The sequence below is a fragment of the Streptomyces sp. NPDC096079 genome (assembly GCF_040303145.1).
GTDB lineage: Bacteria > Actinomycetota > Actinomycetes > Streptomycetales > Streptomycetaceae > Streptomyces.
Genome location: NZ_JBEOST010000018.1, coordinates 1 through 26,385 on the forward strand (window position 1 = coordinate 1; position 26,385 = coordinate 26,385).

Below are 26,385 nucleotides of genomic sequence, written 5' to 3' on the forward strand. Positions count from 1 at the left end.
GGCAACGCGGTGGGGGCACCTCCCAGCGGTAGCTGGGGGAGTTGTCGACCGACGACAACGCGGCGAGCGCGCGTGCCAGGCCCCGCGAGCCCGGCCTGATCCGAAAGACAGGCCCTAGGCGCCGCCACCCGGGAACGGAACGGACCGGGGCGCCGGGTCGGGCGCCTGGGACGGGGCGCGGGGGTCGGGGCGCCTGGGACGGGGCGCGGGGTCAGGCGCCGGGGTCGGGGCGCGGGGTCAGGCGCCGGGGTCGGGCGGTGGGGCAGGGCGTGCGTCGCGGCGCCGGGGTCGGGCGCTTGGGTCTGGGCGCCGGGTCCGGGCGCGGGGTCAGGCGCGGCGGCCGTGGGGCGCAGGGGTGGGCGCCGGGGCCGAAGGCGGGGTCAGGCCGGGCGCCGCGCTCTACCGGTGGAGTAAGGCCCAGGACTTCGTGCCGCCGCCGGGTGTCAGGACGGGGGCGAGCCCCCAGTCCCCGCCGTGCGCGTCGACCGCCGCGGCCAGCAGCCACATGCTGCGGCTGCGGCGGTCGCGGCATTCCTCGGCCGCGTGCGGCGACGCGTGGGCCGGATGCTGGTCGTAGAGGACGATCCGGAGCGCTTCGAACTGCCAGCGGACGCGCAGGACCATCTCCCGGTCAGGGGTGAACCGGTAGGCCCCGGAGACGAGTTCGGAGGCGGCGAGGGTGGCGGTCTCGCAGAGGTCGGACAGACCGTGACGGTCGAGGAGCGAGCGGACCGCCTCGCGCGCGAGGCCCGCGCAGTAGGCGCCGCCGGGGAGCAGCATCGAGTAGCTGAGGTTCTCCGTGGCAGGGGGTATGGGCCCGGCCGCGGCGGCGGTCGGGAGGCAACGCAGGGCGCCCTTCATCGGTTTGCTCACATTTCCTGGTGCATGCGGGGGTACCTGCACACGGTCACGGTAGCCCCGTGTGAGACTTGCGTAACCGACCGTAGCGCACGTCCGGAGCACAGTGCTACTACTTGCGGGTACTCGTGCCATTCCGGCCATATCGGCGCCGCGCCCGGAGTCGCGGCGTCACGGAGCGAAAGGGAGACGGAGCGTGCCACCCAGGAGCAGCCCGACCGCACGACAGCAGCGGCTCGGGAGCGAGCTGCGCAGACTGCGCGAACAGTCGGGGATGCCTGCCCAGCAGGCCGCCGCCCTGCTGGGCGTGGACCGCACCCGCATCCCCCACATCGAGTCCGGCCGCTTCGGGATCAGCGCCGAACGCGTCCGCACGCTCGCCTTCAACTACGGCTGCCCGGACGCCGCACTCGTCGACCAGCTCGCCGGCATGGCCCAGGAGCGGGACCGGGGCTGGTGGGAGGAGCACCGCGGACTCCTGCCGCCCGCCCTGATCGACATCGCCGAACTGGAGTTCCACGCTTCGGAGTTGGAGACCTCGGTCACCACGCACATCCCGGGCCTGCTGCAGACCGAGGAGCACGCGCGGGCGGTCTTCGACACGGCCGTCCCCGCGCTGCCCGGCCCCGACCTGGAGGCCCGGCTCGCCCTGCGGCTGCGGCGCCAGCAGGTCCTGGAGCGCGACCGGGCGGTACGGTACGAGGCCGTGATCCACGAGGCGGCGCTGCGCATGCGGTTCGGCGGACCGGCGGTCACGCGGGCCCAGCTGGAGCACATCCTGGCCCACACGGAGCGGGACACCGTCTCCGTACGCGTGATCCCCTTCACCGCCGGGGGTTTCCCGGGCGCGGGCCAGTCGTTCACCTATGTGTCCGCGCCGGTGCCGCAGCTCGACACCGTGCAGCTCGACTCCTCCCACGGCTCGCTCCTCCTCGACACCGACATGCAACTCCGGAGGTACCGAGGGCTGCTGGACCGGCTGCGCGGGCTCGCGCTGTCGGCGACCGAATCCCGCGCGTTCGTCCGCGCCATATCCCAGGATCTGTGAAGGGCCCCCACACCATGAACGTCCCGACCGACGCCCCCGTCGCCCCGTCCACCCCCGCCGCCGCCGCCGCCGCGATCGACTGGTACCAGGCCTTCTGCAGCGAGGGCGCCAACTGCTTCCGCTTCGGCCTGGACGACTCCGGCCGCGCGTACATCGGCTCGACGCTCTCCCCCGGCGAGTACGTCAGCGACTCCGTCGAGGCGCTGCGGGCGCTCATCTCGGCGGTGAAGGCCGGCGCCGCCGACCACCTGCTCTGAGCTGCCGGGCGCCTGCGCTGCGTAGTCGACGACCAGGGGTCAGGGCCACCGGTCAGGACGTGACCTGCGTCTCCGGCACCACACCGGAGCAGCACACATAACGGAACGTAACCGGACATCGCCGGGACGGGCTTGGCCGACGCCTTACGGAGCCTTAACCTACGGTCTCGTAACCTACGAATCCGTAGGTATGCCCGTATGCCCTTCTCCGTCCCCAGGAGTTCCCGTGACGCTCACCTCTCCCCACCTCGGCAGCTCGGCGGAGTGGACCGACGCGCGCCTGCTCTACGCGCTGGAAGAGGTCGTCGAGAAGGAGCTCAACCGGCACCTGAAGGTCACCAAGGACTGGATGCCGCACGAGTACGTGCCGTGGTCCGACGCCCGGAACTTCCCCGGTTTCTTCGAGGACGGCGAGGCCTGGGACCCGTCGCAGTCCAAGGTCACCGACATCGGCAAGATCGCCCTCGTGGTGAACCTGCTGACCGAGGACAACCTCCCGAGCTACCACCACGAGATCGCCAGCCTCTTCGGCCGCGACGGCGCCTGGGGCACCTGGGTGCACCGCTGGACCGCCGAGGAGGGCCGCCACGGCATCGTGATGCGCGACTACCTGCTCGCCTCGCGCGCCGTCGACCCGGACAAGCTGGAGCAGTTCCGGATGGCGCACATGAGCGAGGGCTTCGAGTCCGACAACCGGCACTCGATGCTGCACTCCGTCGCGTACGTGGCCTTCCAGGAGCTCGCCACCCGCATCTCGCACCGCAACACCGGCCACCAGTCCGGCGACCCGGTGTGCGACCGGATGCTCAGCCGCATCGCGCTCGACGAGAACCTGCACATGATCTTCTACCGCAACCTGCTGGGCGCGGCCTTCGAGCTCGCCCCCGACCTGACCATGCAGGCCGTGCGGGACGTCGTGGTCAACTTCCGGATGCCCGGACACGGCATGCCGGGCTTCGAGCGGGCGGCCGCGCAGATGGCGATCGGCGAGATCTACAACATGCGCATCCACCACGACGACGTCCTGCAGCCCGTCCTGCGCTTCCTCAAGGTCCTCCAGATCGAGGGCCTCGGCCCGGACGGTCTGCGCGCCCAGGAGGAACTGGGGCTGTACATGAACGGCCTGGACAGCGAGGCCTCCAAGTTCGACGAGAAGCTCGCGGCCCGCAAGGCGCGGATGGCCGCGCGCGCGGCCGGCTGAGCCCGCCCGCCACCGGGGCGCCGTTGCGGCTCAGCGGCCCTGCCGCTTGAGCCGCCCGCGCTCCTTCTCGGAGAGTCCGCCCCACACCCCGAACCGCTCGTCGTGGGTGAGCGCGTACTCCAGGCACGCCACCCGCCCCTCGCACGCCCCGCACAGCTGCTTCGCCTCCCGCGTCGACGAGCCGGGCGCCGGAAAGAAGAACTCCGGCCCGGCCTGCGCACACAGGGCGTTCTCGCGCCAGGTCATGTCGGGCTCCGGTGCGGTCAGTACGTTCGTGTAGGTCTGCATGGCCTCCACCCTGCCGACGCGCCGTAAACGAGCCATCAACGTTCGATCAATGATCAATGCGGCGCGCCGCAGGACACCGCACTCCGTGCGTGACGCCCGGCCCCGGGACGACCGTCGCAGTTGGCCGGAACCTGGCCATCACCGCTCCGCCCCCCACAACTCGGCTCCCACCATGCGGGATTGGTTGTGAACAGAGTGTTTCCGACCTCGCCGGACGCCTGATTCGGCTCCCGCCATGTGGGAGCGTGGGAGCCCGATCACCCACGGGGAGCGAACCCAATGACGACCGAGGCCGGCACCGTCCGACCCCCGGCGGGCGCCCAGGCGGTCCGCCGCGCACTCGACGTGCTGCACTGTTTCCACGACAACGGACCCGATCTGAGCGCCTCCGACCTCGCGCGCCGGCTCGGTCTCTCCACCTCGACCGCGCACCGGCTCGCCCGCACCCTGCTCGGCGCGGGCTTCCTGGAGCAGGACGCCCGGACCGCGCGGTACCGGCTCGGGCCGGCGATGACCGAGCTGGGCCGGCTCTCGTATCACCAGCGCGGACTGCACCTGGCCGCGCCCGAACTCTCCGATCTGGCCGAACGGACCGGCGCCACGGTGGACTTGGCGCTGCGCAGCGGCCCGCACGCGGTGATCGTGGCCGGCGGTTCGGTGACTCCGAAGGTGGGGTTGCGCCGGCCGCTGCACTCGACGGCGCTCGGGAAGGTGCTGCTCGCGTGGCCCCGGGCGGGCGAGGTCGGATCGCGCTCGCTGCCGCCGCCGTACGCGCTCACGGACCGGGTCACTGGCGAACCTCCCTCCCTGGCAGCCGAGTTGGGGCGCGTACGGGAGGCGGGGTACGCCGTGGACGACGGCGGGCCGGCCCTCGGGGTGCGGACGGTGGCCGTACCGGTCCTGGAGCGTGCGGGCCACGCGCGCTTCGCGCTCGCGGTCCGCGCGGCACCCGAGGTGATCACGGAGGCGCGGCTCGACTGGCACCTGACCCAGGCGCGGGCCTGTGCGCGGGCCCTTGAGGTGCTGCTGCTCGCGCCGGCGGAGCGGCGGAACCCGGGCGAGCGGGCGGGGTAGCCGGCGCACGTCCCGGATGTCCGCACGGTCGTGCGTTCAGTACGATGGAGTCATGAGCGGCAGCGGCACCAAGACCGACGGACGCGTCGAGCGGGGCAACCAGACCCGGCGCCTCGTGCTCGGCCGGACGATGGACATCGCCTCGGTCGAGGGCCTCGAAGGCCTGTCCCTGGGGCGGATCGCGACCGAGCTGGAACTGAGCAAGAGCGGTGTCTTCGCCCTGTTCGGCTCCAAGGAGGAGCTTCAGCTCGCGACCGTCAGGGCCGCCGTCGCCGTCTTCGCCGACCGGGTCGTCACCCCGCTGACGGACGTCCCCCCGGGCGCGCGGCGGGTGCGCGAGCTGTGCCGGAACTGGCTCGCCTACTCCTCGGAGCGGGTCTTCGCGGGGGGTTGCTTCTTCTACGCGGTCTCGGCGGAGTTCGACGCCCGTACGGGTCCGGTGCACGACGCCGTCGCGGGGACCCGCCGCGACTGGACGGCGTACGTGGAGGGGGCCTTGGCGCAGGCGCGTGCCGTCGGGGAGTTCGCCGAGGACCTGGACGTGGAGCAGCTGGCGTTCGAGGTGATCGCCCTCATGGAGGCGGCCAACGCGCAGTCGGTGCTCTTCGGCGACCCCGGGGTGTACGCCCGCGCCGACCGGGGCATCACGGCCCGGCTGCTCGCCTCGGCCACGGAACGCGGCCGCGAGGCCCTGACCGACCCGGCCTGACCGCCCAGGCCTGACCGGCACGGGCCCGCAGCCCGCCCGCCCGGACACCTCACCGGACCGCACCGGACCGGACCGGCACCGGACCGGACCGGACCGCACCGCACCGCACCGCACCGCACCGCACCGCACCAAGGCTCCTTCCTCTCATGCCCGCGCGCCCGCCGCACCCCGGGCCGCCCGCCCGGCTACGGCGCACTCGCTGATCGAGTGAAGGCGCGGTGTCGCTCGGGACCGGGGCTCCGGGCCCGACCCCATGGTGGGCGGGTCGGCCGGAACCGTCGGCACCCCGCCCGCTGTCCGGCCCGCCTCCAGAGAGGAGCGCGCATGTCCGTCCCGGACTCCCCGCCCGGCACCCGTCGCAGTCCCACCGTGCGAAGAACGCTCGCGACCGTCGCCGCCCTGGCCACCGCCCTGCTGCTGCCCGGCCCCGGCCTGTCCGCCCCGCTCCCCGCGCACGCCGACGGCGCGGCGGCACGGGACATCCGTACGGCCCCGCCGGGCAGCGTCCTGACCTGGGGGAGCAATGCCTCCGGCCAGCTCGGCGACGGCAGCACCGCCGGGCACAGCAGCATCCCGGGGCGGGTGTGCGGGAACGCGATCTGCACGACCTCGCTGGGCAGGGCCGTGCAGGTCGCGGGCGGCGACGGGCACAGCATCGCCCTCCTGGAGGACGGATCCGTCCTCGCGTGGGGCGAGAACCTCAGCGGTCAGCTCGGCGACGGGACGACCAGCGACCGCACCACGCCCGTCAAGGTGTGCGCCGTCGGGGAGTCCGCGCCGTGCTCGTCCTTCCTGACGGGCGTCGTCGCGGTCGCGGCGGGCAGCGTCCACAGCCTGGCGCTGCTCACCGACGGCACCGTCGTGTCCTGGGGCAACAACGGCTACGGCCAGCTCGGCGAGGGCAGTCCGGACAACCACGAGACGTCACCGGTCCGGGTCTGCGCCCCGAACGGCACCGCCCCGTGCTCGTCCTTCCTGACCGACGTGGTCAGCATCGCCGGCGGCTACCAGCACAGCCTCGCGGTGCTCTCCGACGGCACCGTACGCTCCTGGGGCCTCAACGAGGACGGCCAGCTCGGCGACGGCACCACCATTCACCGCTTCTCCCCCGTCTCCGTCGGCGGTGTGTCCGACGTGGTCTCCGCGGCGGCCGGCGTCCGGCACAGCATCGTGGCCCAGAGCGACGGCACCGTCTTCACCTGGGGCTCCGGTGACGCCCTGGGAGACGGCTCGGGCGCGCAGACCTCGATCCCCGTGCAGGTCTGCGCGGTGGGGGAGGCGGCGCCCTGCGGCTCCTTCCTCACGGGCGTGAAGTCCGTGGGGGGCCGGCGCCTACCACAGCCTGGCGGCCCGCGGCGACGGCGCCGCCCTGTCCTGGGGTTACAACAACAACGGCCAGCTCGGCATCGGGAGCGGCGCCCCTCTCAAGTCCCCCGCCCCGGTGTGCGCGCCGGGCGGCTGTTCGGGGGTCCTGACGGGTGTCGTCGCGGTTGCCGGCGGCCCCTCGGGCCTGTCCAGCCTCGCGCTGCGCTCCGACGGATCCGTCCGCGCCTGGGGGTACAACGCGAGCGGCCAGCTCGGCGACGGCACCACGCTCGACCGTGTCACGCCCATCCGGGTGTGCGCCGTCGGTCAGACCTCGCCCTGCCTCCGGTATCTCGAAGGGGTCACCTCGCTCGCCGCCGGCAACGCGCACGGGATCGCCGTGTTCCGCCCGCTCGCCGACCTGGCCACGTCGATCGCGGCGAGCCCGGAGCCGGTGGCGAACGGCGGGATCCTCACCTACACGGTCCGGGTCCGGAACCACGGTCCGACCGCGGCGGAGGAGGTGGTCCTCACCGACAACCTGCCGGCGAACGTCCGGTTCACCTCGGCCACGCCGTCCGCGGGCGCCTGCGACACCCCGGCACCGGGCAGTACGGACACCGTGACCTGCCGCTTCGGCACCCTGGCCACGGGCGCGACGGCCACCCTCACGCTCAAGGTGATGGTGCGGTCCACGACGTCCGTCACCCACGGCGCCTCCGCGACCGCCTCCACCCCCGACCCCCGGGCGGGCAACAACACGGCGGCGATCACGACGCCGCTGGACTGACGCCCCCGCGTACCGTGACCGCCGGTTCCGGGACGGAGCCGGCGGTCACGAACGCCACGGCCTCGGCCACGACCCCGGGGTCCGTGAGGATGCGCCGGTGGCCGAGGCCCCGGGTGACGACGAGCCGGGCCCTGTCGCCGTGGGCCCGGGCCAGGAACCGCGCGTGGGCCGGCGGCACCATGTCGTCGTCCTCGTCGTGGAACAGCAGGACGGGCGCGCCGAGTTCCTCCGGCGCGTGGTCGGCGCCGAAGCGGTCCCAGACGCCCGGTTCGCCGGGGACGAGACGCCGCTCGACATGGCCGCGCATGGCGCGCACCACCCGGTCGTCCAGACCGAGTCCGGCCCGGAAGCCCTCCGTGAGCATGGCGAAGGAGCCGACGCCGCCGATCCCCACGAAGCGGGCCGTGCGGACGCCGTCGCGGAGGGCGAAGAGGGAGGCGAGGACGCCGAAGGAGTGGGCGACGACGGCCTCGAAGTCGCCGTGGCGGGCGTGCAGTCGGCGGATGATCTCGCGGTACTCGACGATGTTGGTGGCCCGGCCGGGCGAGTCGCCGTGGCCGGGGCAGTCGAAGGCGACCGGGCTGTAGCCGCGCGCGAGGAGCTCCTCGGCGAAGGCGCCGAGCCGCGAGGCGCGGGACGACCAGCCGTGGACCAGGAGGACGGGCCGCCGGCCGTCGCCCCAGGCGTAGGTGACGACGTCCTTGCCGTGGACGTGGAGGACCCCGGTGCGGGCGGCGGCGAGGAGCGCGGCTTCCGCGGGTCTCGCCTTCGCGCGGCCGAGGGGGCGGACGAAGAGACGGAAGGCCCAGTGGCCGGCGGTGCCGGGGGCGAGACGCGCGGTGGTGTTCAGGGCGGTGCGGATGAGCGGAGCCATCGGGTACATGCCGGATCTCCTCGGTCGTCCTGGGTACGCAAAAATGCTAGCACGACCGTTCGTGTTGTTTTAGGGTGAGCGTAGAGGGCCGGCGGCGCCCACCCGGAAGCGCCCCGGCCCTCACCCCTCAGGCCTGCGAGGGAGGCTCCTTCCTGGCCCGGCTCGGCTGCACCCGCTTCGGCTCACCCGGCATCTTCGGGTACTCCGGCGGATACGGCAGGTCGCCCAGACCGTGCTCCGCCTCGTCCCGCCGGGCCAGTTCGAGCAACGGCTCCAGACTGAACCGCTCGTCGTCCATGTCCGCGTGGACGTCACCCACCTCGGCGTACCGGACCGGCATCGTCCTGATGTCGAAGTCGCGCGGCACGGCGTCGTCGATCTCCTCCCACCGCAGCGGCGCCGACACGGGGGCCTGCGGGCGGGGGCGTACGGAGTAGGCGGAGGCGATCGTGCGGTCCCGGGCCGTCTGGTTGTAGTCGACGAAGATCCGCTCGCCGCGCTCCTCCTTCCACCACTTGATCGTGACCCGGTCAGGCATCCGCCGCTCCAGCTCCCGGCCGCAGGCGATCGCCGCCCGCCTGACCTGGGTGAAGGTCCATTCGGGGAGAATCGGCACGAAGACGTGGAGACCCCGGCCGCCCGAGGTCTTCGGCCAGCCGCGCAGCCCGTGCTCGTCGAGGACCGCGCGCAGCTCGTGGGCGGCGCGGACGGCGTCGGCGTAGTCCGTGCCGGGCTGCGGGTCGAGGTCGATGCGGAGCTCGTCGGGATGGTCGGTGTCCTCCCGGCGCACCGGCCAGGGATGGAAGGTGACGGCGCCGAGGTTGGCCGCCCAGAGCACGGCCGCCGGCTCGGTCGGGCACATCTCGTCGGCGGACCGGCCGCTGGGGAAGGTGATGTGGGCCGTGGGGATCCAGTCGGGCAGGTACTTCGGGGCGCGCTTCTGGAAGAAGGACTCGCCGGTCACCCCGTCGGGGTAGCGCTCCAGGGTGGTGGGGCGGTCCCGCAGCGCGCGGGTCACGCCGTCGCCCACGGCCAGGTAGTACTGGACCAGGTCCATCTTGGTGTAGCCGGGTTCGGGGAAGTACACCTTGTCGGGGTTGGAGACCCGCACGGTCCGGTCGCCGACTTCCAGTTCCACCGCTGCCGCCTTGCCTGCCATGCCGGTCAGCCTAGGGCTCGCCGACAACTCCCGCATACCGGACAATCGATCCATGGATCTTCCGGTGATGCCGCCCGTGAAACCGATGCTCGCCAAGTCCGTGAAGCGCATCCCGCCCGGGATGCAGTACGAGGCGAAGTGGGACGGCTTCCGCGCGATCGTGCACCGGGACGGGCCGGAGCTCGTCATCGGCAGCCGTACGGGCAAGCCCCTCACCCGCTACTTCCCCGAGCTGGTCGAGGCGCTCGCGGCCCGGCTGCCGGAGCGCTGCGTCGCCGACGGGGAGATCGTCATCGAGCACGACGGGCGGCTCGACTTCGACCGGCTCTCCGAGCGGATCCACCCGGCCGACTCCCGGGTCCGGATGCTCGCCGAGACCACACCGTCCCGGTTCATCGCCTTCGACCTGCTCGCCCTCGGGGACGACGCCCTGCTCGACACCCCGCTGAGCGAGCGCCGGGCGACCCTGGAGCGGGTCCTCGACGGGGTGGACGCGCCGGTCCACCTGGCACCGGCGACCCGGGACCCCGAGCTCGCCGCCCGCTGGTTCGAGCAGTACGAGGGCGCCGGGCTGGACGGAGTGATCGCCAAGCCGCTCGACCTGGCGTACCGGCCGGACGCCCGCCTCATGTACAAGATCAAGCACGAGCGGACGGCCGACGTGGTCGTGGCCGGTTACCGCTTCCACAAGAGCGGACCGATCGTCGGCTCGCTGCTGCTCGGCCTGTACGACTCCGGGGGCGCCCTCCAGCACGTCGGCGTGTGCGCGGCCTTCACCGCCGCCCGCCGTGCCGAGCTCGTCGAGGAGCTGGAGCCGCTCCGGATGGACCCCCCGGACGGTCACCCCTGGGCGGCGTGGGCGGACGAGGCGGCGCACGCGGGCGCGCGGCTGCCGGGGGCTCCGAGCCGCTGGTCGGGCAAGAAGGACCTGTCGTGGGTGGCGCTGCGGCCCGAGCGGGTCTGCGAGGTCGGCTACGACCACATGGAGGGCGACCGCTTCCGCCACACCGCGCAGTTCAAACGGTGGCGCCCGGACCGGACGCCGGAGTCCTGCGGCTACGGGCAGCTGGACGAACCCGTCTCGTACGACCTGTCCGAGATCCTCACGTAGGCGGGACACGGCGACGGGAAGGGCACACGGAAGCGATCATGCACTCCCGGCCGGATCGCAACGTGATATGCCACACACTCGCCCTCCCCCAACCGGGCGCGCCCGCACGGCGCTTCAGGGCGAGACGCGCGGACCGGGTGCGCGCCGCCGACCGCCGTCCCGCCCCGTACCTGCGAGAACGCACCGGCCACCGGCGGCCGGAACCGCCCGGTCCGGCCCCTCCGCTCCCCCGGGGGCGCGCCCGGCCGTTGCCCGCCCGCGACAACGCCGTACCGGAACCCGTACCGCGATCCGGTACGTATTGGAGAGGAGACCCTTCCGTACCCTCCCCGGACCGACTAGGACTGACCCGTGATCACCTCGCCCTCGCGCCTCGTACCCGTACCGATCCCCGACAGCGTGGCCGCGATGATCGGCGCCTGCCTGCCGCTGCACGTCCTCCAGGCGGAGGTCGACGCGGACTGCGCGGCGCGCGAGGTGTACCGGTTCCGGGGGCCGCTCTGCGCGGAGGACCGGGCGGACCGCGAGCACGCGCTCGCCGCCCTCGCGCGGGCCAACAAGATCCTCGCGAAGCACCACCCCCGACTGCCCGTCACCCCCTGACGCGGTACACCTGTTCGGCCGTCCCCCGCATGCATGAGGGTGGTGGCGGTGTGACGCTGCGAGAGTGACCACGACCAGCGACGCAGCGCCCGCGCCCCCGACCGCCACCGAGCCGCCCGTGCTCGACAGCCGCCGCCGCAACATCGTCTTCGGCACGATCATGCTGGGCGTCCTCCTCGCCGCCCTCGACCAGACGATCGTCGGCACCGCCCTGCCCACGATCGTCTCGGACCTCGGCGGCGCCGCCCACATGTCGTGGGTGGTCACCTCGTACCTGCTCGCCGAGACGGTCGCGACCGTCCTCGTCGGCAAGTTCGGCGACCTCTTCGGCCGCAAGGTGATCTTCCAGATCTCCGCCGTCGTGTTCATCACCGGCTCGTTCCTCTGCGGACTCGCCACGAACATGACGCTGTTGATCGTCTGGCGCGGGCTCCAGGGCATCGGCGCCGGCGGTCTGATGGTCACCTCGATGGCGCTCATCGCCGATGTGATCCCCCTGCGCGAACGCGGCAAGTACCAGGGCGCGATCGGGGCCGTGTTCGGCGTCTCGACCGTCATCGGGCCGCTCCTCGGCGGCCTGTTCACCGACCACGCGAGCTGGCGCTGGGCGTTCTACGTGAACGTGCCGATCGCGATCCTCGTCGTCATCGCCGCCGCCCGCACCATCCCCTCGGTGCGCTCGGCGAGCCGGCCGGTCATCGACTACCTCGGCATCGCGCTGGTCGCCGTCGGCTCCAGCGCCCTCATCCTGGCGACCAGTTGGGGCGGCAACGAGTACGCCTGGAACTCCGGCGTCATCATCGGGCTCTTCGCGGGCGGGCTCATCGCCCTGGCCCTGTTCTGCTGGGCGGAGACCCGGGCGGCCGAACCCATGCTGCCCATGCGGCTCTTCGGGAACCCCGTCTTCACGGTCTGCTCCGTGCTCAGCTTCGTCGTCGGCTTCGCCATGCTCGGCGCGATGACGTTCCTGCCGACGTACCTGCAGTACGTCGACGGGGAGTCGGCGACCATGTCCGGCATCCGCACCCTGCCCATGGTCGTCGGCCTGCTGATCGCGTCCATCTTCAGCGGCAACGTCGTCAGCAAGACCGGCCACTACCGGATCTTCCCGATCGTGGGCTGTCTGGTGATGGGCATCGGCCTCTTCCTGCTGTCCCTCATGGGGCCGGAGACCGGCACCTGGCTGGAGTCGCTGTACATGTTCGTGCTCGGCGTCGGCATCGGGCTGTGCATGCAGGTCCTGACCATCGCCGTGCAGAACACCGTCGACTACGCCGACCTCGGCACCGCCACCTCGGGCGTCACCTTCTTCCGCACCCTGGGCAGCTCCTTCGGCACGGCCGTCTTCGGCACCATCTACGCCAACTCGCTGAAGCCCAACCTCACGGCGGGCGTCGCCGAGGCCTCCGCGATCGCCGGGAGCCTCGGCATCCCGCCGGCCGGGATCGCACAGGCCGCGCAGAGCCCGGCCGGGCTGCACGGACTGCCCGACCGGGTCGCGGAACCGATCGTCCAGGCCTACGCGGACACCCTCCACACCGTCTTCCTCTGGACCGTGCCCGTCGCGGCCGTCGGCTTCGTGGTGGCCCTCTTCCTGAAGCAGGTGACGCTCCACGACTCGGCGCGCGCGGCGGCCCCCGACATGGGCGAGGGCTTCAGCTCCCCCGCCGCGACCGGCGACTCGGAGAAGCTCCTCGAACTGGCCGTCGGCCGCATCCTGCGCCGCACCGACTACGACACCGCCCGGACGATCGTCGACGCGTCCGACACCCGGCTCGACACGGCCGGCGCCTGGGCGGTGATGCAGGTCGAGCTCTTCACGCGGACCGTCGGGCACGCGAGCCTCGGGCTGATCTCGGCCGGACGGCGGGTGCCGCCCGAGGTGCTGCTGCCGGTCTTCGAGCGGATGGTCGACGAGGGGTTCCTCACCCGCGACGGGAACCTGCTCTCCCACACGGCGGCGGGCAAGCGGGAGGCGGACGTCATCACCCATGCCTGGGGCGACTGGCTCTCCGACACCCTCGCCCAGGAGCGCGGGCGGCCCACCGGGCCCGAGCTGCGGGTGGCGACGGACGCCATCGCCAAGAGGATCGTCGCCGAGGACCTCGCGGCCGGCCTCCCTCGGACCCGGGCCACGACGGGCGCGGGGGTGCGCTGACCGGCCGGCGGTCGGTCGGTCGGTCGGTCGGTCGCGACAGGTTCTAGTCGAGGAAGTCGCCGTCCACGTACACCCACGCGCCCTCGTGACGGGTGAAGCGGCTCCGCTCGTGCAGGGACCCTGCTTCGCCGTCGTGGACGTAGCGGGCCGTGAAGGTGACGGTGCCGCGCTGGTGGAAGGCGGTGCCCTCGGCGGCCCCCTCGATCTCCAGACCGGCCCACCGCGTACCCGGGTCGAAGTCGACCTCGCCCGGCCGGGTCTCCGGGGCCCAGGTGCGCAGCAGGTAGGCCGCGTCGCGGACGACGAAGGCGCTGTAGCGGGACCGCATGAGGAGCTCGGCGGTGGGAGCCGTACCGCCGCCGCCCGTGTGGAACCGCCCGCAGCACGCGCCGTACGCGGCGTCGAGACCGCAGGGGCAGGGCGAGGTCGCGGTCACGGCGGGCGCGGGAGCGGCCGGGGCGGTGCGGGGGCGGGTCTTGCGTCGGGACATGGGGCCATTGTCCCCCACCCTCCGCGCACGGCGGGCCGCCCGGCATGTGGACGCCCGTGTGGACGGCGGCCCCGAATCCCCCTGCTCAGAGGACTCCTCCGAGTAGCGTGCAGACATGAAACTGACGATTCTCGGAGGCGGCGGATTCCGGGTGCCGCTGGTGTACGGCGCCCTCCTCGGCGACCACGCCGAGGGGCGGGTCACCCACGTCACCCTGTACGACCTCGACGAGGGCCGGCTCTCGGCCGTCGCGCGGGTCCTCGCGGACCAGGCGGAGGGGGTGCCGGACGCGCCGGCGGTGACGGCCACGACGGATCTGGACGAGGCGCTGCGCGGGGCGGACTTCGTGTTCTCCGCGATCCGGGTCGGCGGTCTGGAGGGCCGGGCGGCGGACGAGCGGATCGCGCTCGCCGAGGGCGTGCTCGGCCAGGAGACGGTGGGCGCGGGCGGCATCGCGTACGGTCTGCGGACCGTGCCGGTCGCGGTGCGGATCGCCCGGAGGATCGCCGAACTGGCCCCCGACGCCTGGGTCATCAACTTCACGAACCCGGCGGGCCTGGTCACGGAGGCGATGTCCCGGGTGCTCGGCGACCGGGTCCTCGGCATCTGCGACTCCCCCGTGGGCCTCGGCCGCCGGGTCGCCCGCATCCTGGGCGCGGACCCGGACGAGGCGTGGATCGACTACGTGGGCCTCAACCACCTGGGCTGGCTGCGGGGACTGCGGATCGGCGGGCAGGACGTGCTGCCCCGGCTGCTCGCCGACGAGGAGGCGCTCGGCTCGTTCGAGGAGGGGCGGCTCTTCGGCCCGGAGTGGCTGCGCTCGCTCGGCGCGATCCCCAACGAGTACCTGCACTACTACTACTTCAACCGGGAGGCGGTGCACGCCTACCGGACGGCCGAGCGGACGCGCGGGGCGTATCTGCGCGACCAGCAGGGCGCGTTCTACGAGGAGATGGGCAAGCCCGGCACCCCGGCCCTCGACGCCTGGCACCGCACGCTCGCCGACCGCGAGGCCACCTACATGGCGGCCAACCGGGAGGCCGCCGGGACCGGGGACCGCGACGAGGAGGACCTGGAGTCCGGCGGCTACGAGAAGGTGGCGCTCGCGCTCATGCGGGCGATCGCGCGGGACGAGCGGGCCACCCTGATCCTGAACGTGCGCAACGGTTCGACGCTCGCCGTGCTCGACGCGGACGCGGTGATCGAGGTGCCCTGCCTCGTGGACGCGAACGGCGCCCACCCGGTGTCGGTGGCCCCTCTGCCGTACCACGCCGTCGGTCTGGTGACCTCCGTGAAGGCGGTGGAGCGGGAGGTCCTCGCGGCGGTGGAGAGCGGCTCGCGGGCGACGGCCGTCAAGGCCTTCGCGCTGCACCCCCTGGTGGACTCGGTGGCGGTGGCGCGCCGTCTGGTGGAGGGCTACGCGGCGGAGCACCCCGGCCTGGCCTGGCTGCGAAGCTGAGATGACGGAGCCGCGAACAGTCGGCTGACGAACGCCTTTACGAGGTCGGGGGCGCGGCCTAGGCTCGCGCCCCATGACCTCACAGCGCAAGGGTGTTCGATGTGCGGTGGCCCGCATCGCCGCGGTCTGTCTGCTGGCCGCGGGCCTGGTGGGAACCACCCCGGCGGCCGCGGGGACGCCCACCCCGGGCGAAGGGCCGGCCGTCGTCCCCGTCCAGACCACGGGGCCCGCCGACCGCCGGTTCAACCTGGTGTTCCTGGGCGACGGCTACACCGCGGCCGAGATGCCCGCCTTCCGGGCGGACCTGGAACGGCACCTGAACACCCTGTGGAGCATCGAGCCCTTCGCCTCCTACCGCTCGTACGTCAACGTGTGGGCGGTCGAGTCCCCCTCGGCGGAGTCCGGCGTCGACTGCGACCCGGGGCTCACCGCGCCCGCCCGCGACACGGCGCTCGACATGGGTTTCTGGGGCGGCTGCGACCCGGACAGCGTGCAGCGGCTGCTCACCGTCGACAGCCGGAAGGCCGCCGCGCTCGCCGACCTCGTCCCCGGCACGAGCCGCGCCAACCGTCAGATCGTCGCCCTCGCCCACAGTTCCACCTACGGCGGGGCGGGCGGGAGTTACGCCACGGCCTCCGGCGGCAACGCGCTCTCCTCGCTCATCACCCCGCACGAGATCGGGCATTCGCTCGGCGGGCTCCAGGACGAGTACGACTACTACGCGCGCGGGGTCCCCGGCGGCGCGTACGAGGGCCCCGAACCGGCCTCCGCCCACCACACGCTGCTGACGGAACGCCAGTTGCGGGAGCAGCGGGCCAAGTGGTGGCGGTGGCTCGGCGAGGAGAGCGAGTCCGGCGGGGTCATCGGCCGCCACGAGGGCGGCCTGTACGGCACGAAGGGCGTGTGGCGGCCGAGCCGCCACTCCCTCATGAAGACCCTCGGCTACGCCTTCGACCAGGTGGAGCGGGAGGTGATGGTCCGGGCGATCGCGGCGAAGGTGGACCTGGTCCAGGACCACACCCCGAACGCGGCGCCGATCGGGGCCGACCGCGCGGTGTGGGTGGACACCCTGCACCCGGTGGGCGGCGCGCTCGCCGTGACGTGGACGCTCGACGGGCGGAGCCTCGACACCCGGGGCGCCCGCACCGTCGACCTGCGGCGGCTGCGGCTCGCCCCCGGCGCGCACGCCCTGACCGCGACGGTCACCGATCCGACGCCCTTCGTCCGCGACCCGGCCGTCCGCGCCTCGGCCGCGCTCACCCGGGCCGTCACCTGGACGGTGGACCCCGCGCTGACCACGGCCCGGGATGCCGAGGAGCCCCGTTTCACCGGGCACACGCCGACCGGCTCCCCCGTCGGCGCCCGGAGCGTCGTCCACGCGGACACCACGCACACGGCGGACGGCACTCCCGCGGTCCGCTGGCGCCTCGACGGGCGGCCGGTCGCGACGGAGGGCCGCGACGACCGCGACCTGGACCTCCGTTCGCTGCGGATGGCGCCCGGCACCCACACGCTGACCGCGCGGATCGCCGGCACCGGGGAGGAGTTGAGCTGGACGGTGGACGCCCGCCCCGCCACGGCCGCGTACGAGCTGTCCGAGCCGCTGCGTACGGTGCGGCGTCCCGGGCGGCCCGTGGAGTACGTCTACGACGGCGTGTTCACGATGCGGCTGACCGCGCGGGACGACCGGGCCGGCGCCGTGGTCAGCCAGTTCCGGGTCGACGGCGACGGCTGGTACACGTACTACGGCTGGCCGACGGATGCCGGCGCGCCCTTCCGCTTCTCGCCGGGCGGCACGGTGATCGACGACCTGGTGTACGGGAAACTGGGCCGCAGCCGGGCGGTGCCGTGGGACGACGCCACCCCGGACTACGGCACGCACACCGTCGAGTACCGGACGATCGACGCGGCCGGGAACGTCGGCCGACCCGGGAGCTTCCTGGTGACGCTGGTGAGGCCGTAGCCCGGACGCGGCGCGAGAGGGGGCCCGCCGGCATCGTCGGCGGGCCCCCTCTCGCGTACGGACCGGGTCAGGGCTTGCGGGCCACCGCGGCCCAGCCCGGGATGGGGTCGTCGCCCTGGACCGGGACGGGCTCGCCCAGCTCCGGGTGCCATTCGGCGGTGAGCGAGACCCCGGGCTCCACGAACTCGAGCCCGTCGAAGAACGCGGCCAGCTCGTCGCGCGAGCGGGGGCGCAGGGTCAGCCCGCGCGCCTTGTACATGGCGGCCGCCTGCGCCGCGCCCTCGGGGTTGAAGTCCCCGGTGACGTGGGAGAGGACGAGGTAGCTGCCCGGCGCGAGCTTGTCGACGATCTTGGAGACCAGGTCGTAGGCGCCGTCCTCGTCGCCCACGAAGTGCAGCAGGGCAAGCATCGACAGAGCGATGGGCTGGTCGAAATCAAGGACCTTTCCGGCCCTTTCGAGGATGGCCTCGGGCTCGCGGGCGTCCGCCTGGATGTACTCGGTGGCCCCCTCCGGGGTCGAGCGCAGCAGGGCGGCCGCGTGGGCGAGCACGATCGGGTCGTTGTCGCAGTAGACGATGCGGGACTCCGGCGCGGCCTCCTGCGCGATCTGGTGCAGGTTGGGCTCGGTCGGGATGCCCGTGCCGACGTCCAGGTACTGCCGGACGCCGTGGGCGCTGAGCCAGCGGATGGCGCGGTGCATGAAGGCCCGGTTGACGCGGGCCATGTCGCGGCCCCGGGCGTCGACGGTGAGGAGCTGGCGTGCCATCGCCTCGTCGACCGGGTAGTTGTCCTTGCCGCCCAGGAACCAGTCGTACATCCGCGCCGGATGCGGCTTGCTGGTGTCGATCCGAACGGATGCGGGGTCCTGGGTCATCGGCTCTCCTGGTCGGGATGAACGGGTGGCACTACAACAAGAGTTACGCGATGGTAGGGGTGGGGCGGAAGGGTTCAGGTGAGCAGAAAGTCAGCCTGGCCGGATTTGGCGCCCTGGATGAAAGCGGCGATCTCCCCGTGGGTGTAGATGAGCGCTGGTCCTTCAGGGTCTGCGGACTGTCGCACGGCGACTCTGCCGTCGGCCAGCTTCATGGCCTCCACGCAGTTGCCCCCGTTCCCGCCGCTCCACGGCTTGTGCCAGCCTTCGGCACCGAGTTCCGCGGCGGGCATGCCGTTGTATATGCGATCCATTCACAGCTCCTTGCGGAGATTCCGGAGAATCTCCTTCGTGCGTTGTGCAGTCGCGGCCTGCGCCGCCATGCGGTCCATGACCTCGAGGTGGGACGCCACCTCGGGACGCGCGTCGAGATAGACGGCGCCGGTCAGGTACTCGCTGTAGACCATGTCCGGGAGTTCGGGCATGGCGAAGCGGAAGAGGACGAACGGTCCGTAGGTGCCGGGGTGGTGGCCGGACGCGAACTCCGCGATCTGCAGGGTGACGTTCGGCAGCTCTGACGCCTCGAGCAGCCGGTCGAGCTGGTCGCGCATCACTTCGGGCCCGTCACCGACCGGTCGGCGGAAGACCGTCTCGTCCATGATCACCCAGAACTTCGGGGCGTCGTCCCTGGTCAGCAGGGACTGGCGCTCCATCCTCAGGGCTACATGGCGCTCGGCGTCCTCGTCCTTGCCGGCATCGCTGCCGCCACCGACCGCCCCGCTGCGCAGAATGGCGCGGGCGTACTCCTCGGTCTGGAGCAGACCGGGGACGAACTGGGGCTCGTAGGCCCGGATGAGCCCGGCCGCCCCCTCCAGGCTGACGTACATGGAGAACCAGCCGGGCAGCACGTCGTGGAACCGCTGCCACCAGCCGGGGAGGTTGGCCTCCTCCGCGAGGGCGATGAAGCCCTCCGCCTCGGAGTCCGTGATCCCGTACGCCTGCAACAGCAGCTGTACGTAGGGGATCTTCAGCGCGACCTCGGCGGTCTCCATCCGCCGGACGGTGGCCGGAGCCACCCGGAGGATCTTCGCGGCCTCTTCCCGCTTCATGCCGGCCCGCTCGCGCAGGTCCTGCAGTCGCTTCCCGAGGACGACCTGTCCCACCGTGGGGGCGGACCGCGGCTCGCTCACTCTCAGACCTCCCCGACGCACTGTTTCGACGAGTGTGCCACGAAGCCGGGCCAGAGAGAACACAGCACTCTGCAATTTTCAGAGTGCCACTTGCCAAGTGTCCGACTCAGGAGGACAGTGTTCCGGTGAACCAGTACACGCTGCCGCCGTGCGCCACCGCGCCACGGCGACAGCGCCGTACGGCAGTCCTGCCCACTGTTGTGAGGAACCGGTCGTGGCTTCTGGTAACGCGCAGCCCTCAGGTCTCATGAGCCCTCGAGCCCCTCGGGTCATGGCCCCGCGCCCACCGTTGCACGCCGATCCCGTCCGCCGTTTCGCCTTCGAGCTCCCGGCGCTCACCGGCTCGGTCGCCCGCGCCCGCCGGCTCGCCGAGGAGCGGCTCATACTCTGGGGCTGCGGCCCCGAGATCCGCGACACCGTGGCCCTCGTCGTCTCCGAACTCGTCACCAACGCCGTCGTCCACACCGCCAGCGACCGCGTCGTCTGCGAGATCCGCGAGGGCGAGGAGACCCTGCGGATAGCCGTGCGGGACGAGGGCGGCCCCGCCGGACCCCGGATACGCGACTGCGGCGAGGAGGAACGCGGCCGCGGACTCCTCATCGTCGACGCGCTCTGCACCGCCTGGGGCGCCGAGCGCACCGGCCACGGCACCGCGCAGGTCGTCTGGGCGGAGCTCGCCCACGGCATGGGGGAACCGTGCTGAGGCCCCTCCGCCTGATCCCGCGCACCCTCCGGACCCTCGACGCCGCCTCCGTACCGCCCCAGCGCCGCTCACCCGCGTCCCTGCGCACCCGGACCCGGACAGGAGAGCTCGGCGCCACCCGTCTCACCGTCCCCGTCGGACTCCACACCGGCCTCGGCTGCGACGCCGTCGGTGTCCCCGCCCGCTTCGGCTTCAAGATCCTGTCCCGGCTCCCCGCCAAGGGCTGCGTCTACGCCGACTCCGACTGGTGGTGGTGGCTCGTCCCCGCCGGCTCCGACCAGGACCTCACCTGGCCGCTGCCCGCCTGCTACGCCCCCGGCGCCGAGATCCCGGACCGCGGCCCCCGCCTCATCCACCACCCCGACGGCACCTCGCCCTACACCCCGCCGATCCCCCTCTACCTCCTCGTCTGCCAGCTCACGGGCACGGCCCCGTCGTGGCCGGCACCACCGGTGGGCAGCGCGCTCTGACCCGCACGCCTCCGGGGGCGTGTCCTCCGGAGCGAGCCCGGCACGATCCGAGGGACAGGCCCTAGGGCCTGTCCCTCGGATCAGGCCGGGCTCGCGGGGCCTGGCACGCGCGCTCGCCGCGTTGTCGTCGGTCGACAACGCTCCGCGTTGCCTCCCTCCTCCGCCTTGCGAGCGCACGCACCAGACCCCGCTCCCTGATCCGGCCTGATCCGAAAGACAGGCCCTAGGCTCGGTGCCATGTTCACCCCGCAGGGTCCCAGTCTCCGCGAGCTGACCGCCCAGGCCCTCTCCTCGGTCGAGCACGGCTACGACCTGCTCGCGGACAAGTTCGACGCGACCCCCTTCCGCACCTCCGACCGTCTCCTGGCCTCGGTCGCCCGCACCCTGGAGACCCTCGGCCCCTTCGACTCCGGGCTCGACGTCTGTTGCGGCACCGGCGCCGGCCTCGGCGTCCTCCGCTCCGTCTGCGCGGGCCGGATCGCGGGCGTCGACTTCAGTACGGGCATGCTGACCCGGGCCCGCGACGCCCACCCGGCCGCCGACCTGGTCCGCGCGGACGCCCTCGCCCTGCCGTTCGCCCCCGTCTTCGACCTGGCGGTGAGCTTCGGCGCCTTCGGCCACTTCCTCCCGGCCGAGCAGCGGGCCCTCTTCGCCCAGGTCCACTCCGCCCTGCGCCCCGGCGGCACCTTCGCCTTCCCGCTCCCCGCCCCGCCCCCGGTCGGCTCCCGCCTCTACTGGACCCTGTGGGGCTTCGACGCGGCGATGCGCGTCAGGAACGCCGTCTGGCGTCCCCGGTTCGTCATGTACTACCGCACCTTCCGCCTCGCGGACGTCCGCACCCGCCTGGAACGAGCGGGCTTCGAGGTCTCCCTCACCCCCGTCGAGCCCCTGGGCCACCGCGAGGACGGCAGCCCGCGGTGCAGGCTGGTGGTGGCCCGGAAGACCGCGGGCGTCGCCGCACCCTCCTGAGCATGCGAAAAGTGCCGGTCGATACGAGATCGACCGGCACTTTCGTGTGGTGTCCGAGGGGGGACTTGAACCCCCACGCCCGATAAAGGGCACTAGCACCTCAAGCTAGCGCGTCTGCCATTCCGCCACCCGGACTAGGTGTGATTGTCGTTCCGGGGTTTCCCCCGCGGCGACAGAGATAACTCTACCAGGGGTTTGACGCGCCTTTCACCAGCGTTTTCCGTGGTCAGTGGCGTCACCCGGGCGGGTGGGAGCTCGGCGCCCCCCGACGCCGGCTCCGTGGAGGCCACACTGACGACCACGGCCTGGTCCAGGCCAACCCCCTGGCCTGAGTCCGTCAGGTCGCCGGGCGGCGCACCTCCACCAGGCGGGCCGAGACCACCACGTTGCCCGCGTAGCCGCTCTCCTGGGTGAAGGTGCCGCCGCAGGTGATGAGCCGCAGTTCGGGGACGCCGGAGTCGCCGTACACGCGCTCGGCGGGGAAGCCCTCCTTGGGGACGACCTCGACCCCGTACACCGCGAAGACGGCGGTCGCGCCGTCGCGCCGGACGACCTCCACGCGGCGTCCCCCGGCGAGCGCGCCGAGGTCGTAGAAGACGGCCGGTCCGCCCGGGGTGTCGACGTGCCCGACGAGGACGGCGGTGCCGCGTTCGCCGGGCGTGACCGCCCCGGTGAACCAGCCCGCGAGCCGGTCCTCCTCGGGCGGCGGGGGCTCGATCCAGCCGTCGGCGTCGAGTCCGACCGCGGTGACGGGCGCGTCGATCCGGACGGCGGGGACGCGGACCCGTACCGGCGGCGAAGCGGGCAGCGGATCCGGTACGGGGATGTGGGCGAGGGAGGACAGCCCGGTCCGCGCCCCGTCGGCGGCGGCCGCCGCGAGGGGCTGGGGCGGTCCGGCCGCCTGGAGCTCCCCCGTGCCGCCGCGCACGAGGTGCACCCCGACGAGGAGGACGACGGCGATGACGCCCCAGGCGCCGCGCCGGCCGGTGACCTCCGGGCGCGCTCCCCCGTCCCGCGCCGTGCCGTCCGCACGCCCCACGTCCACCCTCCTCGTACTGGCGCCCCTCCGTCCCGGACCTCGTCACTCCGGGGCGGAGGGGCCGCTTCGGGTCCCCGCGTCCCGGGGTCAGGCGCGGCGGCGGGCGAGCACGACGGCGGCGGCGAGCGCTCCGCCGATCAGCAGGACGCCCGTGACCGTCTCGGTGGTGCCGAGCCCGTCGCCATCGGCGGAGGCGGTGCCGTAACCGGCCTTCACGCCCTTGTGCGCCCCGGTGTGCGTGCCGGTCTGCGTGCCGGTGTCGCCGCCCTGCGGTGCGATGGTGAGCGGGGTGGTGCCCCGCTCGCCCTTGCAGTCGAAGGTGATCTCGTACTGGGCGCCGGCCTTGGCGTCGACGTCCACGGTCGCCGTGCCCGTGCGGCCCTCGCTGAGGGTCACGGTCTCGAACACGCCGGAGGTCACGGTCACCGAGGGCACTTCGCAGCCGTCGGAGGTGAGGGTGACGGTGCCGCCGGGGGCGATGGTCGTCGGGGTGACGGAGTAGCCGAACGACGTGACGTTGCCGTCGCCGTCACCGGCCAGGGCCAGGGGCGCGACCGACACGACGGCGACGGCGCTGAGCAGGGCGGCGGAAGCGACGCGTATCGCGCGCATGGCGGTCCTCCAGATCACGCGAGGGCCCGGTCGCGGAGCGATTCCGCGTCCGGAAAGGGACGACCCTCACCGCGATCGAAGCTAGGTCCGCCCCCGGCACCCCGCCACCGGGCTCCGCCGAACGGGGCACGCGGACCACGAAGGGGCCCGCGGGGGCGACACCCCGCGGACCCCTCGCACCCTGGGACTACGGGACCCGGATCACCTGACCGGCGTACGAGAGGTTGCCGCCGAAGCCGAAGAGCAGGACCGGGGCGCCGGAGGGCAGCTCGCCGCGCTCGACCAGCTTGGCCAGGGCCAGCGGGATGGAGGCGGCCGAGGTGTTGCCGGAGTCGACGACGTCGCGGGCGACGACCGCGTTGACGGCGCCGATCTTCGCGGCGAGCGGCTCGATGATCCGCAGGTTGGCCTGGTGCAGGACGACGCCCGCGAGGTCCTCGGGCGCGATGCCGGAGCGCTCGCAGGTCTGCCGGGCGAGGGCGGGCAGCTGCTGGGTGGCCCAGCGGTAGACGGACTGGCCCTCCTGCGCGAAGCGGGGCGGGGTGCCCTCGATGCGGACGGCGTGGCCCATCTCGGGGACCGAGCCCCACAGGACGGGCCCGATGGCGCCGGTGTCGCTCTCGGTCGCCTCGACGATCGCGGCGCCGGCCCCGTCACCGGTGAGGACGCAGGTGGTGCGGTCGGTCCAGTCGGTGATCTCGGTCATCTTGTCGGCGCCGATGACGAGCGCGCGACGGGCCGCACCGGCCCGGACGGCGTGGTCGGCGGTGGCGAGCGCGTGGGTGAAACCGGCACAGACCACGTTGAGGTCCATGGTGGCGGGCGAGCCCATGCCGAGGCGGGCGGCGACCCGGGCGGCCGTGTTGGGCGAGCGGTCGATCGCCGTGGAGGTGGCGACGAGGACGAGGTCGACGTCGCCGGCGGAGAGCCCGGCGGCGGCGAGGGCCTTGCCGCCCGCGTGGGCGGCGAGCTCGTCGACGGGCTCGTCCGGTCCGGCGACGTGCCGGGTGCGGATGCCGACCCGGCTGAGGATCCACTCGTCGCTCGTGTCGACCAGTTCGGCGAGGTCGTGGTTGGTCAGCACCTTGGCGGGCTGGTAGTGCCCGAGCGCGGCGATGCGAGTGCCCGTCATACCCGGGACCCCCTAGGTGGTTCGTTCGTCCGGCAGGACCCCCCAGTCTTGCCAGCGACTGATCAGTAACAGGTGACGTAAACCACCAACATTCCCCCGAATCGCTTGGCCGACCGTGACAACGGCCCGGGAGGGGACGGGATCGTGCCCCGGGGTGGGGCGTGGCGGAGAATGGGGCGGTCAGGGCCTTCCGGCCTCCCTGTGGAGAGAATCGAGTGCGGTCACGATGGGACGGGTCACCGAGCGGCGGCGTGTCGTGCGGATCCGGGGCGGTGCGGTGAACACGCGGCCCGACACCCTGGTGGCGGAGGAGCCGCTGGAGATCCGGCTGAACGGACGGCCGATCGCGATCACCATGCGCACGCCGGGTGACGACTTCGCGCTCGCGGCCGGCTTCCTGGTGAGCGAGGGGGTCCTGGCGGCGGCCTCGGACGTGCGGAACATCGTGTACTGCGCGGGCGCCACGGAGGACGGCCGGAACACGTACAACGTGGTGGACGTCCAGCTGGCGCCCGGTGTCGTGGTCCCGGACATCTCGCTGGAGCGGAACGTCTACACGACGTCCTCGTGCGGGCTGTGCGGCAAGGCGAGCCTGGACGCGGTCCGCACCACGGCGCGCTTCCCCATCGCCGACGCTCCCCCGCTCCGGATCGCGCCGGAGCTGCTGTCCCTCCTCCCGGAGCGGCTGCGGGCGGCCCAGCGGGTCTTCGACTCCACGGGCGGGCTGCACGCGGCGGCGCTGTTCACGGAGGACGGCGAGCTGCTCGACGTACGGGAGGACGTGGGCCGGCACAACGCCGTGGACAAGCTGGTCGGGCGGGCCCTGCGCGAGGGGCTGCTGCCGCTGGAGCGCGCGGTGCTGCTCGTGTCGGGGCGGGCGTCGTTCGAGCTGGCGCAGAAGGCCGTGATGGCGGGGATCCCGGTGCTCGCCGCGGTGTCCGCGCCGTCCTCGCTCGCCGTGGACCTGGCCGCCGAGACGGGCCTGACGCTGGTCGGCTTCCTGCGGGGACCGGACATGAACGTGTACGCGGGCGAGCACCGGATCGCGCTCTGAGGGGTCGGTTCTCGGGCGGGTCGGTTCTTGAGCGGATCGGTTGTTCGGCGGGTCGGTTGTTCGGCGGATCGGTTCTTCGCCGGGTCAGTTCTTCGGCGGGTCGATCATCTGGAGGGCGAGGGTGGCCGGGGGCGGGCTGACGCCGGGGCCGCCGGCCTCGGTCCACGCGAGGACCTCGTCGAGGCAGTCGTCGTCCGCGCTCCAGCCGATCCAGGCGGCCCGGCCGCCCCGGCGCCGTCCCTCGGTGGAGGGCTGGACGACGAGGACGTTGGCCTGGGCGCAGGGGCCGAGGCAGTCGCTCGTACGGACGAGCAGGCGGCCCCCGGAGGCCGCGGCGGCCGCTCGCAGGCGGGCCAGCTGGCCCGCGTGGTCCATGCCCGGGTTCTTGCGGGCGTCGCCGCAGCAGCAGCCGCGGCAGACGACCAGGGAGCAGGGGCGGGCCCCGTACCGTATCGGCACCGGGGTCACTCGGGGCCGTCCAGGGTGATCGCGGAGACGGGGGCGACGGTGCCGAGGCGCGGGAAGTCGAGGTCGACGGAGGCGCGGTGCTCGTCGGCGGTGAGGGCGGCCATGGCGTCCTCGGCGAAGACCAGCTCGTAGCCCAGGTCGCAGGCGGCGCGGGCGGTGGACTCGACCCCGAGGTTGGTGGCGATGCCGCCGAGGACGAGGGTGGTGGCGCCGAGTCCGGAGAGCAGCTCGTGGAGTCCGGTGTCCTGGAAGCCGCCGATCGTGCGCTTGACGACGACGGGGTCTCCGTCGTGGACGAGGTCGGGGACGAGCTCGCTGCCGGGCGGCTGGGCGTCGACGTTCGGCCGCTCCACGCGGATGTGGACGACGGGCGCGCCGACGGCCCTGAAGGCGTCGGCGAGCCGCGCGGAGGCGGCGAGGACGTCCGTGCCGGGGCGGGGGGCGAGGGGCAGCGCGACGATGCGTTCCATCAGGTCGACGAGGACGAGCGCGGTGCTGCCGGGTGCGAGTGCGGGCATGGGAGCACCGTA

Annotated in this window: 28 protein-coding genes, 1 tRNA gene and 2 pseudogenes; 17 read left to right on the forward strand and 14 right to left on the reverse strand. The window is 73.2% G+C overall.

All coding sequences use genetic code 11. The features are described from left to right. Positions 1-399: 399 nt before the first annotated feature. Positions 400-873, reverse strand: coding sequence for an ATP-binding protein (locus tag ABTY59_RS28550; RefSeq protein ID WP_352021927.1), 474 nt, complete (start codon positions 871-873; stop codon positions 400-402). Positions 874-1,054: 181 nt separating this feature from the next. Here ABTY59_RS28550 and ABTY59_RS28555 point away from each other — a divergent pair, with 181 nt between their 5' ends. The 3 genes from ABTY59_RS28555 to ABTY59_RS28565 all read left to right on the forward strand — a co-directional run bounded on the left by ABTY59_RS28555 (position 1,055) and on the right by ABTY59_RS28565 (position 3,364). After that, on the forward strand, positions 1,055-1,906 hold the full coding sequence (locus ABTY59_RS28555) for a helix-turn-helix domain-containing protein (protein WP_352021928.1): 852 nt from the start codon (positions 1,055-1,057) through the stop codon (positions 1,904-1,906). 14 nt (positions 1,907-1,920) lie between these two features. Then, on the forward strand, positions 1,921-2,163 hold the full coding sequence (locus tag ABTY59_RS28560; RefSeq protein WP_352021929.1) for a hypothetical protein: 243 nt from the start codon (positions 1,921-1,923) through the stop codon (positions 2,161-2,163). Between the two features lie 226 nt (positions 2,164-2,389). After that, a complete protein-coding gene (locus ABTY59_RS28565) occupies positions 2,390-3,364 on the forward strand; it encodes an acyl-ACP desaturase (protein WP_352021930.1) in 975 nt (324 codons plus the stop codon). A gap of 30 nt (positions 3,365-3,394) precedes the next feature. Here ABTY59_RS28565 and ABTY59_RS28570 read toward each other — a convergent pair whose 3' ends face one another. After that, positions 3,395-3,652 carry a WhiB family transcriptional regulator gene (locus ABTY59_RS28570; RefSeq protein WP_352021931.1) on the reverse strand — a complete coding sequence of 86 codons (258 nt, stop codon included), beginning with the start codon at positions 3,650-3,652 and terminating at the stop codon, positions 3,395-3,397. Positions 3,653-3,931: 279 nt separating this feature from the next. Here ABTY59_RS28570 and ABTY59_RS28575 point away from each other — a divergent pair, with 279 nt between their 5' ends. The 5 genes and pseudogenes from ABTY59_RS28575 to ABTY59_RS28600 all read left to right on the forward strand — a co-directional run bounded on the left by ABTY59_RS28575 (position 3,932) and on the right by ABTY59_RS28600 (position 7,530). Beyond that, positions 3,932-4,726 carry an IclR family transcriptional regulator gene (locus tag ABTY59_RS28575; protein ID WP_352021932.1) on the forward strand — a complete coding sequence of 265 codons (795 nt, stop codon included), beginning with the start codon at positions 3,932-3,934 and terminating at the stop codon, positions 4,724-4,726. Between the two features lie 52 nt (positions 4,727-4,778). Next, positions 4,779-5,435: a TetR/AcrR family transcriptional regulator gene (locus ABTY59_RS28580; protein WP_352021933.1), complete on the forward strand. Its 657-nt coding sequence runs from the start codon at positions 4,779-4,781 to the stop codon at positions 5,433-5,435. A gap of 324 nt (positions 5,436-5,759) precedes the next feature. After that, positions 5,760-6,647 (forward strand): annotated as a pseudogene (locus tag ABTY59_RS28585) (RCC1 domain-containing protein); the annotation flags it as partial. A 121-nt stretch (positions 6,648-6,768) separates the two neighbouring features. Then, positions 6,769-6,924, forward strand: a pseudogene (locus ABTY59_RS28595) (RCC1 domain-containing protein); the annotation flags it as partial. Between the two features lie 21 nt (positions 6,925-6,945). Continuing rightward, complete coding sequence (locus tag ABTY59_RS28600; RefSeq protein ID WP_352022059.1) at positions 6,946-7,530, forward strand: DUF11 domain-containing protein; 585 nt, start codon at positions 6,946-6,948, stop codon at positions 7,528-7,530. Here the strand turns inward: ABTY59_RS28600 and ABTY59_RS28605 are convergent. Next, a complete protein-coding gene (locus tag ABTY59_RS28605; protein ID WP_352021935.1) occupies positions 7,511-8,413 on the reverse strand; it encodes an alpha/beta fold hydrolase in 903 nt (300 codons plus the stop codon). The genes ABTY59_RS28600 and ABTY59_RS28605 overlap by 20 nt on opposite strands. Before the next feature lie 118 nt (positions 8,414-8,531). Then, entirely contained in the window at positions 8,532-9,563 is a 1,032-nt protein-coding gene (gene ligD, locus ABTY59_RS28610; RefSeq protein ID WP_352021936.1) for a non-homologous end-joining DNA ligase, read from the reverse strand. 52 nt (positions 9,564-9,615) lie between these two features. Between ligD and ABTY59_RS28615 the strand changes: the two genes are divergently transcribed. The 3 genes from ABTY59_RS28615 (at position 9,616) to ABTY59_RS28625 (ending at position 13,435) form a co-directional block, all read left to right on the forward strand. After that, complete coding sequence (locus ABTY59_RS28615; RefSeq protein WP_352021937.1) at positions 9,616-10,674, forward strand: ATP-dependent DNA ligase; 1,059 nt, start codon at positions 9,616-9,618, stop codon at positions 10,672-10,674. Positions 10,675-11,082: 408 nt separating this feature from the next. Then, the gene (locus tag ABTY59_RS28620; protein WP_221518607.1) at positions 11,083-11,277 is read left to right on the forward strand and encodes a hypothetical protein; all 195 of its coding nucleotides are present in this window, start codon (positions 11,083-11,085) and stop codon (positions 11,275-11,277) included. Positions 11,278-11,341: 64 nt separating this feature from the next. Beyond that, the gene (locus ABTY59_RS28625; RefSeq protein ID WP_352021938.1) at positions 11,342-13,435 is read left to right on the forward strand and encodes an MDR family MFS transporter; all 2,094 of its coding nucleotides are present in this window, start codon (positions 11,342-11,344) and stop codon (positions 13,433-13,435) included. Positions 13,436-13,478: 43 nt separating this feature from the next. On the opposite strand, the gene ABTY59_RS28630 is transcribed toward ABTY59_RS28625, so the two are convergent. Beyond that, the gene (locus ABTY59_RS28630) at positions 13,479-13,925 is read right to left on the reverse strand and encodes a YchJ family protein (RefSeq protein ID WP_352021939.1); all 447 of its coding nucleotides are present in this window, start codon (positions 13,923-13,925) and stop codon (positions 13,479-13,481) included. A 115-nt stretch (positions 13,926-14,040) separates the two neighbouring features. On the opposite strand from ABTY59_RS28630, the gene ABTY59_RS28635 reads away from it, so the two are divergent. Continuing rightward, positions 14,041-15,384: a 6-phospho-beta-glucosidase gene (locus ABTY59_RS28635; RefSeq protein WP_352021940.1), complete on the forward strand. Its 1,344-nt coding sequence runs from the start codon at positions 14,041-14,043 to the stop codon at positions 15,382-15,384. 73 nt (positions 15,385-15,457) lie between these two features. After that, a complete protein-coding gene (locus ABTY59_RS28640; protein WP_352021941.1) occupies positions 15,458-17,347 on the forward strand; it encodes a M64 family metallopeptidase in 1,890 nt (629 codons plus the stop codon). Between the two features lie 67 nt (positions 17,348-17,414). On the opposite strand, the gene ABTY59_RS28645 is transcribed toward ABTY59_RS28640, so the two are convergent. The 3 genes from ABTY59_RS28645 to ABTY59_RS28655 all read right to left on the reverse strand — a co-directional run bounded on the left by ABTY59_RS28645 (position 17,415) and on the right by ABTY59_RS28655 (position 19,408). Further along, a complete protein-coding gene (locus ABTY59_RS28645) occupies positions 17,415-18,221 on the reverse strand; it encodes an SAM-dependent methyltransferase (RefSeq protein WP_352021942.1) in 807 nt (268 codons plus the stop codon). A 74-nt stretch (positions 18,222-18,295) separates the two neighbouring features. Further along, a complete protein-coding gene (locus tag ABTY59_RS28650; protein ID WP_015037566.1) occupies positions 18,296-18,532 on the reverse strand; it encodes a DUF397 domain-containing protein in 237 nt (78 codons plus the stop codon). Next, positions 18,533-19,408, reverse strand: coding sequence for a Sco1979 family transcriptional regulator (locus ABTY59_RS28655; RefSeq protein WP_352021943.1), 876 nt, complete (start codon positions 19,406-19,408; stop codon positions 18,533-18,535). Positions 19,409-19,679: 271 nt separating this feature from the next. On the opposite strand from ABTY59_RS28655, the gene ABTY59_RS28660 reads away from it, so the two are divergent. The 3 genes from ABTY59_RS28660 (at position 19,680) to ABTY59_RS28670 (ending at position 21,550) form a co-directional block, all read left to right on the forward strand. Further along, a complete protein-coding gene (locus ABTY59_RS28660; protein ID WP_352021944.1) occupies positions 19,680-20,111 on the forward strand; it encodes an ATP-binding protein in 432 nt (143 codons plus the stop codon). Between the two features lie 80 nt (positions 20,112-20,191). Next, positions 20,192-20,581 (forward strand): hypothetical protein, encoded by a 390-nt coding sequence (locus ABTY59_RS28665; RefSeq protein ID WP_352022060.1) that lies wholly within the window; start codon positions 20,192-20,194, stop codon positions 20,579-20,581. Between the two features lie 237 nt (positions 20,582-20,818). Next, positions 20,819-21,550, forward strand: a complete 732-nt coding sequence (locus tag ABTY59_RS28670; protein ID WP_352021945.1) for a class I SAM-dependent methyltransferase — start codon at positions 20,819-20,821, stop codon at positions 21,548-21,550. A 47-nt stretch (positions 21,551-21,597) separates the two neighbouring features. Here ABTY59_RS28670 and ABTY59_RS28675 read toward each other — a convergent pair. The 4 genes from ABTY59_RS28675 to ABTY59_RS28690 all read right to left on the reverse strand — a co-directional run bounded on the left by ABTY59_RS28675 (position 21,598) and on the right by ABTY59_RS28690 (position 24,333). Then, positions 21,598-21,685 (reverse strand) — tRNA-Leu (locus tag ABTY59_RS28675). Positions 21,686-21,887: 202 nt separating this feature from the next. Further along, complete coding sequence (locus ABTY59_RS28680) at positions 21,888-22,589, reverse strand: class F sortase (protein WP_352021946.1); 702 nt, start codon at positions 22,587-22,589, stop codon at positions 21,888-21,890. A gap of 87 nt (positions 22,590-22,676) precedes the next feature. Continuing rightward, positions 22,677-23,201, reverse strand: a complete 525-nt coding sequence (locus ABTY59_RS28685) for a hypothetical protein (RefSeq protein ID WP_352021947.1) — start codon at positions 23,199-23,201, stop codon at positions 22,677-22,679. 187 nt (positions 23,202-23,388) lie between these two features. Continuing rightward, positions 23,389-24,333, reverse strand: a complete 945-nt coding sequence (locus ABTY59_RS28690; RefSeq protein ID WP_352021948.1) for a beta-ketoacyl-ACP synthase III — start codon at positions 24,331-24,333, stop codon at positions 23,389-23,391. A 226-nt stretch (positions 24,334-24,559) separates the two neighbouring features. On the opposite strand from ABTY59_RS28690, the gene fdhD reads away from it, so the two are divergent. Next, the gene (fdhD, locus tag ABTY59_RS28695) at positions 24,560-25,387 is read left to right on the forward strand and encodes a formate dehydrogenase accessory sulfurtransferase FdhD (protein ID WP_352021949.1); all 828 of its coding nucleotides are present in this window, start codon (positions 24,560-24,562) and stop codon (positions 25,385-25,387) included. Positions 25,388-25,471: 84 nt separating this feature from the next. Here the strand turns inward: fdhD and ABTY59_RS28700 are convergent, their stop codons facing one another. Together ABTY59_RS28700 and ABTY59_RS28705 are read right to left on the reverse strand one after the other, a co-directional pair. Beyond that, positions 25,472-25,855, reverse strand: coding sequence for a (2Fe-2S) ferredoxin domain-containing protein (locus ABTY59_RS28700; RefSeq protein ID WP_329853864.1), 384 nt, complete (start codon positions 25,853-25,855; stop codon positions 25,472-25,474). Next, positions 25,852-26,373, reverse strand: a complete 522-nt coding sequence (locus tag ABTY59_RS28705) for an isochorismatase family protein (RefSeq protein ID WP_352021950.1) — start codon at positions 26,371-26,373, stop codon at positions 25,852-25,854. Before ABTY59_RS28705 ends, ABTY59_RS28700 begins: the two co-directional genes overlap by 4 nt. Between the last annotated feature and the right edge of the window lie 12 nt (positions 26,374-26,385).

Excerpts from the sequence above, each read along its gene's own strand:
- ABTY59_RS28560 (WP_352021929.1), top strand. The coding sequence starts at position 1,921 with ATGAACGTCCCGACCGACGCCCCCGTCGCCCCGTCCACCCCCGCCGCC.
- ABTY59_RS28570 (WP_352021931.1), bottom strand. The coding sequence starts at position 3,652 with ATGCAGACCTACACGAACGTACTGACCGCACCGGAGCCCGACATGACC.
- ABTY59_RS28575 (WP_352021932.1), top strand. The coding sequence starts at position 3,932 with ATGACGACCGAGGCCGGCACCGTCCGACCCCCGGCGGGCGCCCAGGCG.
- ABTY59_RS28580 (WP_352021933.1), top strand. The coding sequence starts at position 4,779 with ATGAGCGGCAGCGGCACCAAGACCGACGGACGCGTCGAGCGGGGCAAC.
- ABTY59_RS28605 (WP_352021935.1), bottom strand. The coding sequence starts at position 8,413 with ATGTACCCGATGGCTCCGCTCATCCGCACCGCCCTGAACACCACCGCG.
- ligD (WP_352021936.1), bottom strand. The coding sequence starts at position 9,563 with ATGGCAGGCAAGGCGGCAGCGGTGGAACTGGAAGTCGGCGACCGGACC.
- ABTY59_RS28615 (WP_352021937.1), top strand. The coding sequence starts at position 9,616 with ATGGATCTTCCGGTGATGCCGCCCGTGAAACCGATGCTCGCCAAGTCC.
- ABTY59_RS28620 (WP_221518607.1), top strand. The coding sequence starts at position 11,083 with ATGATCGGCGCCTGCCTGCCGCTGCACGTCCTCCAGGCGGAGGTCGAC.
- ABTY59_RS28630 (WP_352021939.1), bottom strand. The coding sequence starts at position 13,925 with ATGTCCCGACGCAAGACCCGCCCCCGCACCGCCCCGGCCGCTCCCGCG.
- ABTY59_RS28635 (WP_352021940.1), top strand. The coding sequence starts at position 14,041 with ATGAAACTGACGATTCTCGGAGGCGGCGGATTCCGGGTGCCGCTGGTG.
- ABTY59_RS28640 (WP_352021941.1), top strand. The coding sequence starts at position 15,458 with ATGACCTCACAGCGCAAGGGTGTTCGATGTGCGGTGGCCCGCATCGCC.
- ABTY59_RS28645 (WP_352021942.1), bottom strand. The coding sequence starts at position 18,221 with ATGACCCAGGACCCCGCATCCGTTCGGATCGACACCAGCAAGCCGCAT.
- ABTY59_RS28650 (WP_015037566.1), bottom strand. The coding sequence starts at position 18,532 with ATGGATCGCATATACAACGGCATGCCCGCCGCGGAACTCGGTGCCGAA.
- ABTY59_RS28660 (WP_352021944.1), top strand. The coding sequence starts at position 19,680 with ATGGCCCCGCGCCCACCGTTGCACGCCGATCCCGTCCGCCGTTTCGCC.
- ABTY59_RS28670 (WP_352021945.1), top strand. The coding sequence starts at position 20,819 with ATGTTCACCCCGCAGGGTCCCAGTCTCCGCGAGCTGACCGCCCAGGCC.
- ABTY59_RS28685 (WP_352021947.1), bottom strand. The coding sequence starts at position 23,201 with ATGCGCGCGATACGCGTCGCTTCCGCCGCCCTGCTCAGCGCCGTCGCC.
- ABTY59_RS28690 (WP_352021948.1), bottom strand. The coding sequence starts at position 24,333 with ATGACGGGCACTCGCATCGCCGCGCTCGGGCACTACCAGCCCGCCAAG.
- fdhD (WP_352021949.1), top strand. The coding sequence starts at position 24,560 with ATGGGACGGGTCACCGAGCGGCGGCGTGTCGTGCGGATCCGGGGCGGT.
- ABTY59_RS28705 (WP_352021950.1), bottom strand. The coding sequence starts at position 26,373 with ATGCCCGCACTCGCACCCGGCAGCACCGCGCTCGTCCTCGTCGACCTG.